Annotated in this window: 20 protein-coding genes; 10 read left to right on the forward strand and 10 right to left on the reverse strand. The window is 62.6% G+C overall.

Translation table 11 applies throughout. The features are described 5' to 3' along the window. Positions 1–80 precede the first annotated feature (80 nt). On the reverse strand, positions 81–1,298 hold the full coding sequence (locus ACP15D_RS12095; protein ID WP_424957743.1) for an aminotransferase class I/II-fold pyridoxal phosphate-dependent enzyme: 1,218 nt from the start codon (positions 1,296–1,298) through the stop codon (positions 81–83). A gap of 159 nt (positions 1,299–1,457) precedes the next feature. Continuing rightward, positions 1,458–1,586: a hypothetical protein gene (locus ACP15D_RS12100; protein ID WP_424957744.1), complete on the reverse strand. Its 129-nt coding sequence runs from the start codon at positions 1,584–1,586 to the stop codon at positions 1,458–1,460. Between the two features lie 176 nt (positions 1,587–1,762). On the opposite strand from ACP15D_RS12100, the gene ACP15D_RS12105 reads away from it, so the two are divergent. The 4 genes from ACP15D_RS12105 to ACP15D_RS12120 are packed head-to-tail and all read left to right on the forward strand — an operon-like array spanning position 1,763 to position 3,783. Then, positions 1,763–2,194, forward strand: a complete 432-nt coding sequence (locus ACP15D_RS12105; RefSeq protein ID WP_424957745.1) for a hypothetical protein — start codon at positions 1,763–1,765, stop codon at positions 2,192–2,194. A 20-nt stretch (positions 2,195–2,214) separates the two neighbouring features. Further along, positions 2,215–2,820 carry a 3-isopropylmalate dehydratase small subunit gene (gene leuD / locus ACP15D_RS12110; RefSeq protein ID WP_424957746.1) on the forward strand — a complete coding sequence of 202 codons (606 nt, stop codon included), beginning with the start codon at positions 2,215–2,217 and terminating at the stop codon, positions 2,818–2,820. Positions 2,821–2,875: 55 nt separating this feature from the next. After that, the gene (locus ACP15D_RS12115; protein ID WP_424957747.1) at positions 2,876–3,361 is read left to right on the forward strand and encodes a DM13 domain-containing protein; all 486 of its coding nucleotides are present in this window, start codon (positions 2,876–2,878) and stop codon (positions 3,359–3,361) included. Positions 3,362–3,387: 26 nt separating this feature from the next. Then, on the forward strand, positions 3,388–3,783 hold the full coding sequence (locus ACP15D_RS12120; RefSeq protein ID WP_424957748.1) for a VOC family protein: 396 nt from the start codon (positions 3,388–3,390) through the stop codon (positions 3,781–3,783). A gap of 19 nt (positions 3,784–3,802) precedes the next feature. On the opposite strand, the gene ACP15D_RS12125 is transcribed toward ACP15D_RS12120, so the two are convergent. Both ACP15D_RS12125 and ACP15D_RS12130 read right to left on the reverse strand, forming a co-directional pair. Further along, a complete protein-coding gene (locus tag ACP15D_RS12125) occupies positions 3,803–4,060 on the reverse strand; it encodes a hypothetical protein (RefSeq protein ID WP_072370116.1) in 258 nt (85 codons plus the stop codon). A 135-nt stretch (positions 4,061–4,195) separates the two neighbouring features. Further along, a complete protein-coding gene (locus tag ACP15D_RS12130; protein WP_424957749.1) occupies positions 4,196–4,732 on the reverse strand; it encodes a DUF2244 domain-containing protein in 537 nt (178 codons plus the stop codon). Positions 4,733–4,762: 30 nt separating this feature from the next. On the opposite strand from ACP15D_RS12130, the gene nth reads away from it, so the two are divergent. Both nth and ACP15D_RS12140 read left to right on the forward strand, forming a co-directional pair. Beyond that, positions 4,763–5,554 carry an endonuclease III gene (nth, locus tag ACP15D_RS12135; RefSeq protein ID WP_424957750.1) on the forward strand — a complete coding sequence of 264 codons (792 nt, stop codon included), beginning with the start codon at positions 4,763–4,765 and terminating at the stop codon, positions 5,552–5,554. A gap of 245 nt (positions 5,555–5,799) precedes the next feature. Next, the gene (locus ACP15D_RS12140) at positions 5,800–7,608 is read left to right on the forward strand and encodes a putative bifunctional diguanylate cyclase/phosphodiesterase (RefSeq protein ID WP_424957751.1); all 1,809 of its coding nucleotides are present in this window, start codon (positions 5,800–5,802) and stop codon (positions 7,606–7,608) included. Between the two features lie 18 nt (positions 7,609–7,626). Here ACP15D_RS12140 and hisF read toward each other — a convergent pair whose 3' ends face one another. Genes hisF through hisA form a run of 3 tightly spaced genes read right to left on the reverse strand, consistent with a single transcriptional unit; the run spans position 7,627 to position 9,668 of the window. Next, on the reverse strand, positions 7,627–8,406 hold the full coding sequence (gene hisF / locus ACP15D_RS12145; protein WP_424957752.1) for an imidazole glycerol phosphate synthase subunit HisF: 780 nt from the start codon (positions 8,404–8,406) through the stop codon (positions 7,627–7,629). Between the two features lie 24 nt (positions 8,407–8,430). After that, entirely contained in the window at positions 8,431–8,877 is a 447-nt protein-coding gene (locus ACP15D_RS12150) for a nuclear transport factor 2 family protein (protein WP_424957753.1), read from the reverse strand. Positions 8,878–8,930: 53 nt separating this feature from the next. Beyond that, entirely contained in the window at positions 8,931–9,668 is a 738-nt protein-coding gene (gene hisA, locus ACP15D_RS12155) for a 1-(5-phosphoribosyl)-5-[(5-phosphoribosylamino)methylideneamino]imidazole-4-carboxamide isomerase (RefSeq protein ID WP_424957754.1), read from the reverse strand. A 151-nt stretch (positions 9,669–9,819) separates the two neighbouring features. On the opposite strand from hisA, the gene ACP15D_RS12160 reads away from it, so the two are divergent. After that, positions 9,820–10,143, forward strand: coding sequence for a hypothetical protein (locus tag ACP15D_RS12160; RefSeq protein ID WP_424957755.1), 324 nt, complete (start codon positions 9,820–9,822; stop codon positions 10,141–10,143). A gap of 150 nt (positions 10,144–10,293) precedes the next feature. Then, positions 10,294–10,656 (forward strand): hypothetical protein, encoded by a 363-nt coding sequence (locus ACP15D_RS12165; RefSeq protein WP_424957756.1) that lies wholly within the window; start codon positions 10,294–10,296, stop codon positions 10,654–10,656. A 204-nt stretch (positions 10,657–10,860) separates the two neighbouring features. Here ACP15D_RS12165 and hisH read toward each other — a convergent pair whose 3' ends face one another. From hisH to hisB, 3 genes are read right to left on the reverse strand one after another with little or no spacing between them, the layout of a single operon-like run. Beyond that, positions 10,861–11,514 (reverse strand): imidazole glycerol phosphate synthase subunit HisH, encoded by a 654-nt coding sequence (hisH, locus tag ACP15D_RS12170; RefSeq protein WP_424957757.1) that lies wholly within the window; start codon positions 11,512–11,514, stop codon positions 10,861–10,863. Positions 11,515–11,516: 2 nt separating this feature from the next. After that, entirely contained in the window at positions 11,517–12,032 is a 516-nt protein-coding gene (locus ACP15D_RS12175; protein ID WP_424957758.1) for a DUF2628 domain-containing protein, read from the reverse strand. 26 nt (positions 12,033–12,058) lie between these two features. Further along, the gene (gene hisB / locus ACP15D_RS12180) at positions 12,059–12,655 is read right to left on the reverse strand and encodes an imidazoleglycerol-phosphate dehydratase HisB (protein WP_424957759.1); all 597 of its coding nucleotides are present in this window, start codon (positions 12,653–12,655) and stop codon (positions 12,059–12,061) included. Between the two features lie 126 nt (positions 12,656–12,781). Between hisB and hslV the strand changes: the two genes are divergently transcribed. After that, on the forward strand, positions 12,782–13,363 hold the full coding sequence (gene hslV, locus ACP15D_RS12185; RefSeq protein WP_424957760.1) for an ATP-dependent protease subunit HslV: 582 nt from the start codon (positions 12,782–12,784) through the stop codon (positions 13,361–13,363). 29 nt (positions 13,364–13,392) lie between these two features. Continuing rightward, a complete protein-coding gene (locus ACP15D_RS12190) occupies positions 13,393–13,716 on the forward strand; it encodes a DMT family transporter (RefSeq protein WP_424957761.1) in 324 nt (107 codons plus the stop codon). Positions 13,717–13,719: the final 3 nt, after the last annotated feature.

Genomic DNA, 13,719 nt, shown 5'->3' on the forward strand with positions numbered 1-13,719 from the left:
CAGCCTGTCTTCGACAGTAGCCGGAAGCAGGCGTCTCGGGTCGCTTGACTCGAGGGGACGCATTTCGAACGTACTCTACGCTACGCAAGTACTACTACTAATCGTTCGAGTGCCTCACCGACGGTCACCGCATCGCGAACCAGCGCCAGGCGCACATAGTCTGCTCCTGGATTGATCCCATTGCGCCCAGCTTGCGCCAGGTAGGCACCAGGGATCACCTTGACACCTGCGCCTTGCCATAAGGTTACTGTTGCCTGAGCGGAACCGCCAAACTTGCTGACATCCAACCACAAAAAGAAACCGCCAGCCGGTCTCTGGTAACCGTATTTGCCCGCCAGAATGCGGTCGGCGACATCGTATTTTGCCCGGTACGCCGCCCGGTTTGCCTCAACGTGGGCCTCGTCTGACCACACGGCGGCGGACACGAACTGCGTCGGTCCCGGCACCTGCGGCGCCACCATGTTGCGCAGCTCCGCAAAAATTTCGATGAACCGCCTGTCGCCCGCGCAAAACCCCGACCGCAGCCCTGGCAGGTTCGACCGCTTCGACAGCGAATTGAAAACGATCAGATTGTCGAACCGCTGCGGCGTCGCCGCCGCGACTTCCAGTCCTCCGGGCGGAGGCACATCCGAGTAGATCTCGGAATAGCACTCGTCGAAGAACAAGACGAAATCGTACGCGCGCGCCAGATCGAGCGCCCGCCGGATGTATTCGCGGCTCGCGACCGCGCCTTGCGGGTTCGCTGGCGAGCAGAGATAGAAGGCCACCGTGCGCTCTAACAGCGCCTTATCGTGCTCCAGCTCATCCAGGTCCGGCAGGAAACCGCTTTCCGCTGTGGCGTTGAGGAATACCGGCTCTGCATCGATCGCGAGGGCGCCGCCCACATACGCGCTGTAGTAGGGATTGCACATCAGAACCGCTTGCCGGCCGCTGACGCTTTTGCGCCCCGCCGCCGATAGCGCAGCAAGGAAAAGCCCTTCTCGTGAGCCATTTATCGGCAGAATTTCACTGTCGGCGTCCGGCGCCGCGGCGGTACCGTAGCGCCGCTCCGACCACGTCGAGATCGCCTCGCGCAGAGCCTGCGTGCCCCGGATCGGCGGATACTGCCCGTAGCTTGCCACGGCCTCGGCCAGCTTGTCCGGGACGAACGCCGGCATCGGCTCGCGCGGCTCCCCGATTGTCAGATCGATCGGCACTTGATGCCCGGCTGGAGACGAACCCAGCAGCTTCCGCAGTTGCGTGAAAGGCGAAAGCACAGCGCCGTTGGCAAGCGCTGCCAGTCCGGAGGGCGTGGTCATGGTCGAACCCTGAGTGCCGACGGCAGCCGCTGTCGGCCGCTGCTGTCGCTGCCAATAGCGGCCGCGCGCGCCAGCGTCTACAGCGACTACGCTCAGGCAGTCAGAGAATTACGATCGGTGATGCCGCCGGGACTGCGGGCGCGCGAGCGCTCTTGTCGATCAGACGCGCGCCAGCAGGTGGTCGGCCGAGACGACATTTACGCTGCTTCCGAGGCGGAGCGAACCGGTGCAGCCAGACAGTTGAACGGCTAGGAGGGCGAGGAGGGTCGCCAGAAGAACTCGGTACATACGCATCTCCGAGGGTCCAGATTGGATCGCCATTGGCGCTGAACCGGAGGGTGAATAATTTAGGTTAAAAATTCGTAGACGAATGGCCGGCTGCGCACCGTTCCGTTGGTTATACGAGAAAAATCCCCGCGCCTCTCCAACGGGCTAGCTTAGCCTCGTACCCGGAGCGCGACACCTTGCCCATCGCCGAATACGCCCGCTGTATCCTCTCGATCGCCGAGACCGTGCACTGCTGGCTTGCGGCCCTTAGCGCCCTCGACGGCGCCCGCCGGGCGCGGGTTGCGGCCTACTCCGAGAAGATCGCCGCCACCCTTGATCGCGCCAGCGTGGCCCTGAGGCAGCTCGAGGCAGCCCCGCGCGACCGGTCGGCTCGTGAGCGGGCCGTGCGCGAACTCGGGCGCATCAGCGGCTACATCGAAACAATGGTCGAGGTTCTCGAGCATCACCTTGACGGGCGCAAGCTCGCAGGAGTTAAAAGGCGCTTAGAGTTGCTTCGGCCAGGGGAGCTGACGAAAACCGTCGTCGCAGGCCGCAAGCCTACCCATATCGACCGCTTGGCCTCGGCCGAGGGCTATTTCCAGGCTCTCGCAGACGGGCTCAGAATGTAAGGCGCTGAAAGAAAGCCAGCATGGACAAGTTCACGACCTTGACCGGTGTCGCCGCTCCGCTGCCGCTGCGCAACATCGACACCGACATGATCATCCCCAAGCAGTTCCTGAAGACCATCAAGCGCACCGGGCTCGGCAAGAGCCTGTTCTACGAGATGCGCTATGACCAGGACGGTAAGGAGATTCCCGAGTTCGTCCTCAACCAGCCGGCGTATCGCCAGGCGACGATCCTCGTCACCGGCGAGAACTTTGGCTGTGGCTCGTCGCGCGAGCATGCACCCTGGTCGCTGCTCGATTTCGGCATCCGCTGCATCATCGCCCCGGACTTCGCTGACATCTTCTATAACAACTGCTTCCAGAACGGCATTCTGCCCATCAAGCTGCCGCAGTCCGAAGTCGACAAGCTGATGGACGATGCGAGCCGCGGCGCCAACGCCACGCTCACGGTCGATCTGGAGAAGCAGGAGATCCGTGGTCCAGACGGCGGCGTCATCAAGTTCGACATCGATCCATTCCGCAAGCACTGCCTGCTCAACGGTCTCGATGCCATCGGTCTGACGCTCGAGAAGAAGCAGGCGATCGAGAAGTTCGAGACATCGGCCTCTGAATCGCGGCCCTGGCTGTAACAGCCGCTCCCGCCCTCCCGTATCCCGGTTATCACTGGATCACCGGGAGGGCGCCATGTGGCGATCAGCACTGATCTTTCTCGCGGGCGGAGTTCTCGGCACGGCCTTTGGCACGGCGCTCGGATTTTTCCTTTTCCCCTACGTTTTCCCGCCGCCGCCTGCGACTGAGCAATTGACCGCTGCCGAACAAACCTCGCGGCTCGCCAAAGGCTCTTTCATCCACGCCAACCCGTCGGACCCCGTGCATTACGGCAAGGGGGGCGTAACGGTGTATGACGGTGTTCTGTTTCTGGAGCCGGACTTCGAAGTCGGCCCCGGCCCGGACTTTCACGTCTACCTTGTGCCCAAGCAGGGCGTTCGCTCCTCGGCAGATCTGGCAGACGCAAAATTTGTTGATCTCGGAAAGCTTCGCAGCTTCAAGGGCAGCCAAAAATATGCGATCCCCGCGGGGACGGATCTGAAGGCCTATCCGAGCGTCGTCATTTGGTGTCAGCAGTTCGGGGTTCTGATATCGCCTGCTGACCTCGCGTTCGAGGGCTAGCACAAGCAGCAAAACTAGGAGGCCGCGTGGCTAAGCCGATCCACATGATGGTGCGTGTTCTCGACGAGGCCCGCAGCGTCGACTTCTACAACAAGGCGTTCGGCCTCGAGATTTCTCAGCGCGTCGATTTCCCCGACTTTACCCTCATCTACATGAAGGGCGAGCAATCGCCATTCGAGGTGGAGTTGACCGTCAACAAGGGCCGCACCGAGCCTTATGTGCTCGGCGACGGCTATGGCCACATCGCTTTCGTTGTCGACGACCTCGAAGCCGAGCACGCGCGCATCACGTCCGCCGGCCTTGGGCCGAAGGACATCAAGCAGATGACGCATGATGGAAAGCCGTTCGGAAGGTTCTTCTTCATCGAAGATCCCGACGGCTACAAGATCGAGGTCCTGCAACGCGGCGGCCGCTTCAGCTGAGCGGCCGCGTGCTGCACTCTTACCACTCGTAGTTCGACGACGGCTTCGGATAGCGGAGGCTCTTCGGAGTCTTCTGCGGCCACTGCGCGCCGAGATTCCGAAGGTAGGAGGACTCGCTCGGCTGGCACCAGATGTTGCCATAGAAGCCGAACGGTCCGTTGTACGGCTTGCAGTCGCCGCCGCTGCTGTACTGCCGGTAGCGGCCCGCATCTGCCGAGTGAGCGCCCATTGTCAGCGCCAGCCCTGCCACCAAAGCACCCACGAATAATCCGCGCATCTGTCCCTCCGATGCATGAACTCATGCCGGTTTATCCGGCTGATCCATGGTTAGCGGAGCGAAGTTGCTTTCACGCTCGATCTGAGCCGAAGGATTGATTCAAATGCCGGGTATTTGGGAAACGAACGCCAGCGCTTAGGCCAGTGCGGCTCGTGCTTCGGCTAGTGCCCCCGACAGCACGTGCGAAAACTCCCGGCGCTCATCGTCGGTGAGAAAACGGGCGAACGCGAACTCGCGCCCATGCGAGGCGAGCCGCAGATCGGTGCGGCCTTGTGGCCCCTCCGCAATGAACACGCGCACCCAGTAGGGATTGAAGTCGAAGCTTTCCTGCTGGCCGGAAGGATGCACGCGCGTGATCGTCAGCGCCTGCGGCGTGAGGTCGACCTTCTCGTACAGACGCCCCGCGCGATAGTTCAGTCGGAAGGCGAGATAGACGAGCGCAACGTCGAGCCCGAAAAAGCCGAATACCGGCCAGGCGCCCTTCATCAAGAACACCATGCCGGTGATGAAGCTCACGCTGCCGATGGCGATCATCAGCACCAGAAACCCCTTCGGCCCCAGCGAGCGATGTGGATAGAGCACGGCGCGAAATTCGCCACGCTCGCGCGAGCCGTCGCTTGTTTCTGTGCGCGGCGCGATTGGCGCTTGTCTCGGATCGAGGTTTTCGCTCATCTGCCAAGCCTAGCGCGGGGAACGGCAGTTATGAAGAGGCAGGGCGGCGAGGCCGCTAAACGACAACCAAAAGCGGCGGCGGCGAAAGCGCCGGCGAAGCCTGCCAAAGGTAAAGTGCGGCGCGGCAAGCTGCCGCCTGCGACGAGCGCTAAGCGCACGCGGGGCCGCAGCCGCACGCGCCTCTCCAAAGACGCAATCCAGGAGATGTTCTCGCGCTTTCAAGCAGCTGATCCCGAGCCCAAGAGCGAGCTCGAATACGTCAATCCCTTCACGTTGCTGGTAGCTGTCGTGCTCTCCGCTCAGGCTACCGACGCCGGCGTCAACAAGGCTACGCGTGCCCTCTTCGAAATTGCCGACACGCCAGAAAAGATGGTCCGCCTGGGCGAGGATGAAGTGCGCGACTTCATCAAGACGATCGGGCTCTATCGCAACAAGGCGCACAACGTCATCGAGTTGTCTCGCCAGCTCGTCGCCAACCACGGCGGCAACGTCCCGCATGATCGGGCAGCGCTCGAAGCGCTCCCCGGCGTCGGCCGCAAGACGGCGAACGTCGTTCTGAATGTCGCCTTCGGCGAGCCGACCATGGCCGTCGATACGCATGTGTTCAGAGTTGCAAATCGAACAGGCCTATCGAGCGGAAAGACACCACTCGAGGTCGAGGAGGACCTACTTCGGGCAATTCCTGCCGAGTTCGCTCTACACGCCCACCATTGGCTCATCCTGCATGGCCGCTACGTTTGCAAAGCGCGGTGTCCGGAATGTCCGGATTGCCTCGTTCGCGATATCTGCCTTTTCGACGCAAAAACGCCGTGTCCTGACTGAGGTAAGCGCCCGGACACATAATGTGATTGCTACAAAGGTTGGAGGAATCGCTCGGCATTAACATTCGCGGCTCGCGAAGCCCGATAAATACCGGTTAGCCGCGTCTTGCGGCAGCCAATTCCTTAACGCAGATCGCGACATTTGATTGAAACGCCGCGCGTCCACTTAAGTTGGCGCATACAGATGACTGCGTATCGTCCTCGTATACGGGCCACAGCCTGGCATGTGGAGGGGCACAATTCTCTATGGGTAGGAAACCCACACCCAGTTGCGGTTGCAGTCCAACGAACGCCGAGCGTCAGGATCCCGCGGAGATAACCGCCACCGACGTTCTGCTGGAGCAAAAACGGACTCTCGAGCAACTCAACGCTTGGTTCGAGCTCGCCCTGAACAACATGGTTCGCGGGCTCTCAATGTTCGATTCCGAGCAGCGCCTGATTGTCTGCAACAGGAGCTACAGGCAGATCTACGAGCTTCCCGAGGAGCTGACGCAACCCGGCACGCATCTGCGCGACATTGTTCAGTATCACTTGCGCCAGACGACTGGCCGCGATTGCACGCTCGACGAAGCACGGTTCTCCGATTGGCTTTCGACGCACCTTGCCAAGCTGGCGCAGGGCCAGTCTTTCACCCAGGTGCAAAACCTGCGTTCCGGACGCACGTTGCTGGTGACGTATCAGCCGCTTGCCGATGGCGGCTGGGTCGATATTCAGGAGGACGTCACAGAGAAGCGTCGCGCCGAAGAAAAGATCGAATGGCTCGCGCACCACGACGCACTGACGGGCGTCGCCAACCGGTTCTATTTCCGTGAGACCTTCGAGCACGCTTTGAAGGGGCTGGGGAAAGGCTGCACACTGGCCCTGCACTGGCTCGACCTCGACGAGTTCAAAGAGGTCAACGACACCTACGGCCATCCCATCGGCGACGCACTGCTAAAGGCCGTTGCGCAGCGCCTTCGCTCGTGCATCCGCCGCACTGATTTTCTCGCCCGTCTCGGCGGCGACGAGTTCGCCATCATACAATCTGGGGCTGGGCGTAGCGAGCAGTGCGAGCGCCTCGCCAAGCGCGTCCTTGCTGCCGTTGGCAGGCCCTACAACATTCTCGGCAACGTCATCACCGTCAGCGCCAGTCTTGGCGTCGTGCGCGCGCCTGTCCACGGACGCACGCCCGATGAACTCCTGAAGAATGCCGATGTCGCGCTGTATAACGTCAAGTCTGCAGGCCGTCGCGGATTCGAATTATACAATCGTGACAGCAATCGCCAGATCATGGCGCAGCGGCGTCTCGAGCTCGATATTCATTCCGCCCTCAGCCGCGATCAGTTTCAGCTCCACTATCAGCCGATCCTGAGCTTGCATTCGCATAATGTCGTCAGCTGCGAGGCGCTTTTGCGCTGGGCGCATCCACACGACGGCCTGATTGCCCCAACCGACTTCCTCCCCGTGGCCGAGAAAACCGGTGCGATCGTCGACATCGGACGTTGGGTTCTGCACCAGGCCTGCCGCGACGCGACGCACTGGGCGAGCGAGCTGTCTGTAACGGTGAACCTGTCACTACTGCAGTTCGAGAGTGGAGATCTCGCAAGCGTCGTCGAGGGCGCGCTCTCGGCGGCCGGCTTACCGTCCAACCGGCTCGAGCTTGAAATCAGCGAAGGTCTCCTCTGCCGCGACAAAGGTCGCTTGTGCGACATGCTGCATGAGCTGCGCGAGCTTGGTGTCGGTATCACGCTCGACGACTTCGGCCAGTCCACCGGTTCACTGAGCTCGTTGCGGTCCTTCCCGTTCGACAAGGTGAAAATAGATCGCGCGCTCGTGCGCGCCCATCCTGCGGGCAATGGCGACAACGCAGCAATGGTCCGCGCCGTCGCCAGTCTCGCCGATGACCTGGGCATCGGCACGGTCGCGGAAGGCGTTGAGACCATTGACGAGCTGAATACGGTGACGCGTGCGGGCTGCAAGCGCGCGCAAGGCTTCTACATCGGTCGTCCCGTTCCGGCGGCCGAGCTTGGCGCGGTGCTGATGGAGTGCGCGCAGCGGCACACCTGCGCAGCCTGAGATGACGAGCAGCGCCGCTCAGCTAGCGGGGCGCACTGCGACGCCCGCGTCGGCCATGTGCTTCTTGGCTTCGCCGATCGTATACGTGCCGAAGTGAAAGATCGACGCGGCGAGCACTGCACTCGCGCGGCCCTGCGTGATCCCCTCCACCAGATGATCGAGATTGCCGACGCCGCCTGACGCGATCACCGGAATAGTCACCGCGTCGGAGATTGCCCGAGTCAGCTCCAGATCGAAGCCGGCTTTCGTTCCGTCTCGGTCCATCGAAGTCAGCAGGATTTCGCCCGCACCAAGCTCGGTCACCTGTTTGGCAAATTCGATGGCGTCGATGCCCGTCGGCGTGCGCCCACCGTGCGTGAAGATTTCCCACCGCGGCGCCTCATCCTGTTGTGACACGCGCTTGGCGTCGATGGCGACGACGATGCACTGAGCGCCGAACTTCTCGGACGCTTCCTTGACGAACTGCGGATTCTTGACCGCCGCCGTGTTGATCGAAACCTTGTCGGCGCCCGCATTGAGCAGCTTGCCGATGTCTTCGATCGTACGCACACCCCCACCCACGGTCAGTGGCATGAAGCAGCGCTCGGCCGTCTGTTCCACCACGTGGAAGATGTTGTCGCGATCCTCATGGCTCGCCGTAATGTCGAGGAAGCAAAGCTCGTCAGCGCCGGCAGCGTCGTAAGCCGCGGCCGCTTCGACAGGATCGCCGGCATCTATGAGGTCGACGAAGTTGACACCTTTGACGACGCGGCCGTCCTTCACGTCGAGGCAGGGGATGATGCGGGTTTTGAGTGTCATCTGTCGCTTAGCCTTCGTCGTGAACTATTTCGGTCCGGGCTGCTGTCGCCCTTTGAGCAGCGCCGCGAATGTAATCATTGCGGCCGCGTCTTGATAGACCTCGAGCCTGCAGATCCGGTCGCCCGAGAATACGATGACGTTGCGGCTGGTGGCGCGATGGGTCATCCTCGATCCTGGATCGCGCCAAGTGAACGCGAAGTTCGCTCTGGCTAGATTGCCCGACAGGCTGAAGCTCACCAGCTTGATGTCGATGTCGCTCGTATCTCGTAGGCCGGCGAGGCGGAGGAGATAGGCCTGCCGGCCCGTGATGGTCCTGGGACCATTATTCTCGCCACCCCAATTCGAGAAGTATGTCAGATCCTCGGTATAGATCTCGCGCAGAGCGCCAAGATCACGTCGGTTCCAGGCCGCCTCGGCAGCGAGGACGACTTCAAGCGCACGTTCTTTGGTGATCGTTTCACGCGATGTCATGCACCGGCCCGGGCCATCTGAGAAAGCAGGCTACCGCGCGTTGCGGAGCCCGGCTAGCCTCCCGCTCCGGCGGCAAGTAGCGCCAGCGCTTCACGCGCGTCGAGACGCCCGTCATAAAGAGCCCGTCCGCTGATCGCACCCTCTAACATCGCATACTCCGGCCGCAGCAGCGCCTTCACATCTTCGATGGAGGCAAGCCCGCCCGACGCGATTACCGGGATGCTGGTCGAGCGCGCGAGCTTCGCGGTCGCTTCCAGATTGAGCCCCTTGAGCACGCCGTCGCGCTCGATGTCCGTGTAGATGATCGCCGACACGCCGGCATCTTCGAAGCGCTTGGCCAGTTCTTCCGCGGTGAGCTCAGACGTCTCCGCCCAGCCTTCCACTGCCACCTTGCCGCCCTTGGCATCGATGCCGACCGCGATCCGGCCCGGATATTCAACACAGGCCCGCCGCACTAGCTCGGGATCGCGCACCGCAACGGTGCCCAAGATCACGCGGTCGACGCCGCTGTCGATCCAGTTCGCGATCGTCTTGATGTCTCGAATGCCACCACCGAGCTGCACCGGCATTTCCACCGCATCGAGGATCGCATCGACCGCCGCCGAGTTCACCGGCTTCCCGGCAAAGGCGCCATTGAGGTCGACGATGTGCAGGTACTCGAAGCCCTGTTCCTCGAAGCTGCGCGCCTGCGCCGCCGGATCGTCATTGAACACCGTGGCGGCGTCCATTTCGCCCAGTTTCAGGCGAACGCATGTGCCGTCTTTGAGATCGATCGCGGGAAAGAGGATCACTTGCGGTGGCTTCCTGTCGGGTTCGCAGGCCAGATTGGGATGCCGGCCATCAGTTCGCTGTTATTGTGCGCGATAGAAGTTTTGTGGCCGGATAAGTCAAGGCCACGTACCCACCCTAGTAACCGCGAGAGCGACCACCCAAGTCACTGCCATGGCCGTTGCGTTCCTCAATAGCGTTCCTCACGCGCTCGCCCGCCGTCCGCTCACCGAGGCGGACGCCGTCGACATCTGGATCGCCCGTTGGCTGCGCATCCGACGCAAGGACCTCGTACGCCGCTATGGCTGCGATCCGCGTCGCCTCTATGAAATCTGGGAAGGCGTGCGCTTCGCCGCCGCCCGCGCTAAGGCCCTCGAAGTGTTCGAGGAACGCTATCCGGGCTTGATGGATCGCGTCGATTTCGGCCCCCACCAGCGCCACCCGCGCGACGGCCATCAGGGGCAGCTTTCGCTCTTCGAATGGCACTGCTGCGAGTAGAACAACGTGGAACAGCAGGAGAACAAATGCTGGACACCGCCACTGAATCGTGCGATGTTCTCCCTACGTTCGCAGCGCCGCAAATGCAGCGCAATCAGACCCCAGTATCGCGTCTCTCCCCTCACAGATCCAGCTCAGAGAGACACCGCTATGCGCACCCTCATCATCTCCTACGACCTGGCCCAGCCGCACCGGAACAAGCACATCCTTGCGCAGCAGATCATGGCTCTCGGTCATTCGTGGGCCCGCCCGCTCGAGCAGACCTGGTACGTGAAGACAGACGCCCGCGAGGAAGAGATTGAGGCGCAGCTGCGCGGCATGCTCGACCCCGATGACGGCCTCCTCATCCAGGCGACCCGCGATGAGGCGGTGATGACCAACACCGCGCTGCGCTGGTTCCGCCAGCGGCGCGCCGGCGTCGAAACCGGTGGCGACACCAATGTCATCGCCTTCCCGATGCCCGAACCTTTCGTCGACGATCAGCAGGAGCTGCCCCTCGCCGAAGCTTGTTGAGTTTGCGTCTCTAGTAGCTGTTGCGTCCCCTAGTCCCGCGTCCCTGCGTTCTCTCAGTTCGCGTATCTCAGTCCAAGTCTCCCCCTCCGGTATTGCGTGAGGCGCCCGGCCCGATCCGTTCCCCCGGATCGGGCCATTTTCATTGGCGAGGCTTTGCGCAAGCGCCGGCGTTCGGCCGGCATCACGGAGCGAGTACCGCTAAAACTACACCCTCCACTTCAGGAAGTTGGCGATCAGCTTCAGCCCGAGCGTTTGGCTCTTCTCCGGGTGGAACTGCGTGCCCGCCATGTTGTCCCGGGCGATCATCGCCGTCACCGGCCCGCCGTAGTCCGTCTCGGCAACCACCGAGGCGCGATCATTTGCGACGAAGTGATACGAGTGCACGAAGTAGGCGTGCAGCCCCTGAGGGCCGGTCGGGATATCCGCCAGCAGCGCATGCGGCGTGATCACCGTCAGCGTGTTCCAGCCCATGTGCGGAATCTTCAGGCTCGCATCGTTCGGCTCGATGTGGCGCACCTCGCCGCCGATCCAGTCGAGCCCCTGCGTCACTTCGAATTCGAGCCCGCGAGTCGCCATCAGTTGCATGCCGACGCAAATGCCGAGGAACGGCCGCCCCTTGCCGCGCACCGTCTCTTCCAGCGCATCCCGCATGCCCGCAACGGCTTCCAGCCCGCGCTTGCAGTCGGCATATGCGCCGACACCCGGCAGCACCACCCGATCCGCCGCGGCGACGATCTTCGGATCGTTCGTAACGCTGATCTCGGCATCGGCACCGCTTTCGCGCGAGGCGCGCTCGAAGGCCTTGGCCGCGGAGTGAAGGTTTCCCGAGCCGTAATCGATGATGGCAACGCGCTGCATTTCTAAGCTTCAGTCCCAGCCGGTGCGCGATCCCCGCGCTTGAACATGCCTCTGGCCTGGGCCATGGCGGTCTGCATCCAGGAAGGCGGAACATCCGCCCTCTTGGCGACACCCGGCGCAGCGGGAATCTCCGTGTGCGTCGGCAGCCACACTTCGAGGAAGCGCCGTTCGCAGTCCTCGCGCGAGTTGCCCGACACGGTGCCCACCAGCGGCCAACCGCGCCGCTCCAGCGACGCGCTATTGAGGTTCCCCGCTTCGAAGCCGAACAGGACCTGGATCGCAAACAGTATGCCGTTACCGAGGTCGGGCGCACCTAGCGCCGTGAACACCCACACGATGAGCCCGGCCAGCGCTATGAAGACGATCAATTCCAGCCACATCCGCTTCCACAGCAGCCAGACGGCCGGCAACAACGCCGCCAGCCATGAAAAGCCGTCCTTCACGAACAGCAGCTGCTCGGCGCTCTCCAGCCGATTGGCCGATGCGTTCGGCGGCTCATGCACGGTGTAGATGACCACGTAACGGCCTCACACGAGAAAGTTCGTCAACAGGCGAGCGTGCCCTTCGTCGAGGGTACGCGGCCCGCCTGGCGCGGATCGACTTCGCTGGCAGCGCGAAGGGCACGCGCGAGCCCCTTATAGCAAGTCTCGGCGATGTGGTGGTTGTTGTCGCCGTAGAGGTTGGCGACGTGCAGCGTGATGCCGGCGTTCTGCGCAAACGCCTGGAACCACTCGCGGAACAATTCGGTGTCCATCTCGCCGAGCTTCGGCTGCGTGAACTCCACGTTCCACACCAGGTACGGCCGGCCCGAGATGTCGACCGCGACGCGCGTCAGCGTGCCGTCCATCGGCAGGTGCACGTCGGCATACCGGGTGATGCCCTTCTTGTCGCCGAGCGCCTTCGCCACAGCCTGGCCCAGGACGATGCCGGCGTCCTCGGTGGTGTGGTGGAAGTCGATGTGCAGGTCACCCTTCGCCTTGAGGGTGATGTCGATCATTGAATGGCGGGCAAGCTGCTCCAACATGTGGTCCAGAAAGCCGACGCCAGTCGAGATATCGAACGTGCCCGAGCCATCGAGATCGACCGTCGCGGTGATCTCGGTCTCCTTGGTCTTGCGGGAAATCGTCGCCTGCCGCTTCAAGTTAGGGCCCCTTGGCTAATAGCTTGCCTCGCTGGAACCGAGCGTTTATCAGCTTGAGCCCTGCCGTTCCAGCGCCGCGGCAAGCGCCTTGCGGGCCTCAAAACCCGCCGTCTGGATGCTAATGCAATGCAAACTTCTGGTTCTTCCGCGGATGCACCGCGCTCCTGGCATGCCACCACCATACTCACCATTCGTAAAAATGGTCGTGTGGTCATCGCTGGCGACGGTCAAGTGAGCCTCGGCGCCACCATTATCAAGGCCAATGCCCGCAAGGTTCGCCGGCTCGGTAAGGGCGACGTCATCGGCGGTTTCGCTGGCGCCACGGCTGATGCCTTCACCCTGTTCGAGCGCCTCGAAGCCAAGCTGGAGCAGTATCCAGCCCAGCTCACCCGCGCCTGCGTTGAGCTCGCCAAGGACTGGCGCACCGACCGCTATCTGCGCCGCCTCGAAGCCATGATGCTGGTTGCCGACGCCGAAAGCACCCTGGTCTTGACCGGCACCGGCGACGTCCTGGAGCCCGTGCGCCACGTCATGGGCATCGGGTCGGGCGGCAACTATGCGCTCGCGGCGGCCCGCGCGCTGCTCGACCAGCCACTCGACGCTGAGACGATTGCCCGCAAAGCCATGGCTATCGCTGCTGAGATATGCGTTTACACCAACGATAACCTGGTCATCGAAAGCCTGCCGTCCACGCGGCAGGACGAATAAGACCGGTAACGCCGCAGGGGAGACGACGCATGGCGTGGACGTTCCTAATCGCCGCCGGGGCACTCGAGGTGGCGGCGACAACGGCATTTCGCTTCTCGGGCGGATTAAGCCCGAGCCGGCTCGGCTTCACGCTTACATTTTTTGCTCTCGCCGGGCTCAGCCTCTACTGCCTCAACCGCTCCCTCGAAGGCGTTCCCCTTGGCACCGCTTATGCCGTCTGGACCGGAATCGGCGCCGCCGGCACCGCGGTTCTCGGCGTGTGGGCCTTCGGCGAGGTCGCAACGCCGCAGCGCATAATGCTGCTCTTCGCCCTGGTTGCCTGCATCGTCGGCCTCAAGTTCGTCTCGGCTTGACGG

Origin of the sequence: Hyphomicrobium sp. 1Nfss2.1 (genome assembly GCF_965243865.1) — a bacterium.
Lineage (GTDB): Bacteria > Pseudomonadota > Alphaproteobacteria > Rhizobiales > Hyphomicrobiaceae > Hyphomicrobium_A.

Coding starts and splice junctions, on each gene's coding strand:
- ACP15D_RS12095 (WP_424957743.1), bottom strand. CDS start 1,298: ATGACCACGCCCTCCGGACTGGCAGCGCTTGCCAACGGCGCTGTGCTT.
- ACP15D_RS12130 (WP_424957749.1), bottom strand. CDS start 4,732: ATGAGCGAAAACCTCGATCCGAGACAAGCGCCAATCGCGCCGCGCACA.
- ACP15D_RS12150 (WP_424957753.1), bottom strand. CDS start 8,877: ATGACATCGCGTGAAACGATCACCAAAGAACGTGCGCTTGAAGTCGTC.
- leuD (WP_424957746.1), top strand. CDS start 2,215: ATGGACAAGTTCACGACCTTGACCGGTGTCGCCGCTCCGCTGCCGCTG.
- ACP15D_RS12160 (WP_424957755.1), top strand. CDS start 9,820: ATGGCCGTTGCGTTCCTCAATAGCGTTCCTCACGCGCTCGCCCGCCGT.
- ACP15D_RS12100 (WP_424957744.1), bottom strand. CDS start 1,586: ATGTACCGAGTTCTTCTGGCGACCCTCCTCGCCCTCCTAGCCGTTCAA.
- ACP15D_RS12140 (WP_424957751.1), top strand. CDS start 5,800: ATGGGTAGGAAACCCACACCCAGTTGCGGTTGCAGTCCAACGAACGCC.
- nth (WP_424957750.1), top strand. CDS start 4,763: ATGAAGAGGCAGGGCGGCGAGGCCGCTAAACGACAACCAAAAGCGGCG.
- ACP15D_RS12165 (WP_424957756.1), top strand. CDS start 10,294: ATGCGCACCCTCATCATCTCCTACGACCTGGCCCAGCCGCACCGGAAC.
- hisH (WP_424957757.1), bottom strand. CDS start 11,514: ATGCAGCGCGTTGCCATCATCGATTACGGCTCGGGAAACCTTCACTCC.
- ACP15D_RS12115 (WP_424957747.1), top strand. CDS start 2,876: ATGTGGCGATCAGCACTGATCTTTCTCGCGGGCGGAGTTCTCGGCACG.
- hisF (WP_424957752.1), bottom strand. CDS start 8,406: ATGACACTCAAAACCCGCATCATCCCCTGCCTCGACGTGAAGGACGGC.
- ACP15D_RS12125 (WP_072370116.1), bottom strand. CDS start 4,060: ATGCGCGGATTATTCGTGGGTGCTTTGGTGGCAGGGCTGGCGCTGACA.
- ACP15D_RS12190 (WP_424957761.1), top strand. CDS start 13,393: ATGGCGTGGACGTTCCTAATCGCCGCCGGGGCACTCGAGGTGGCGGCG.
- hslV (WP_424957760.1), top strand. CDS start 12,782: ATGCAAACTTCTGGTTCTTCCGCGGATGCACCGCGCTCCTGGCATGCC.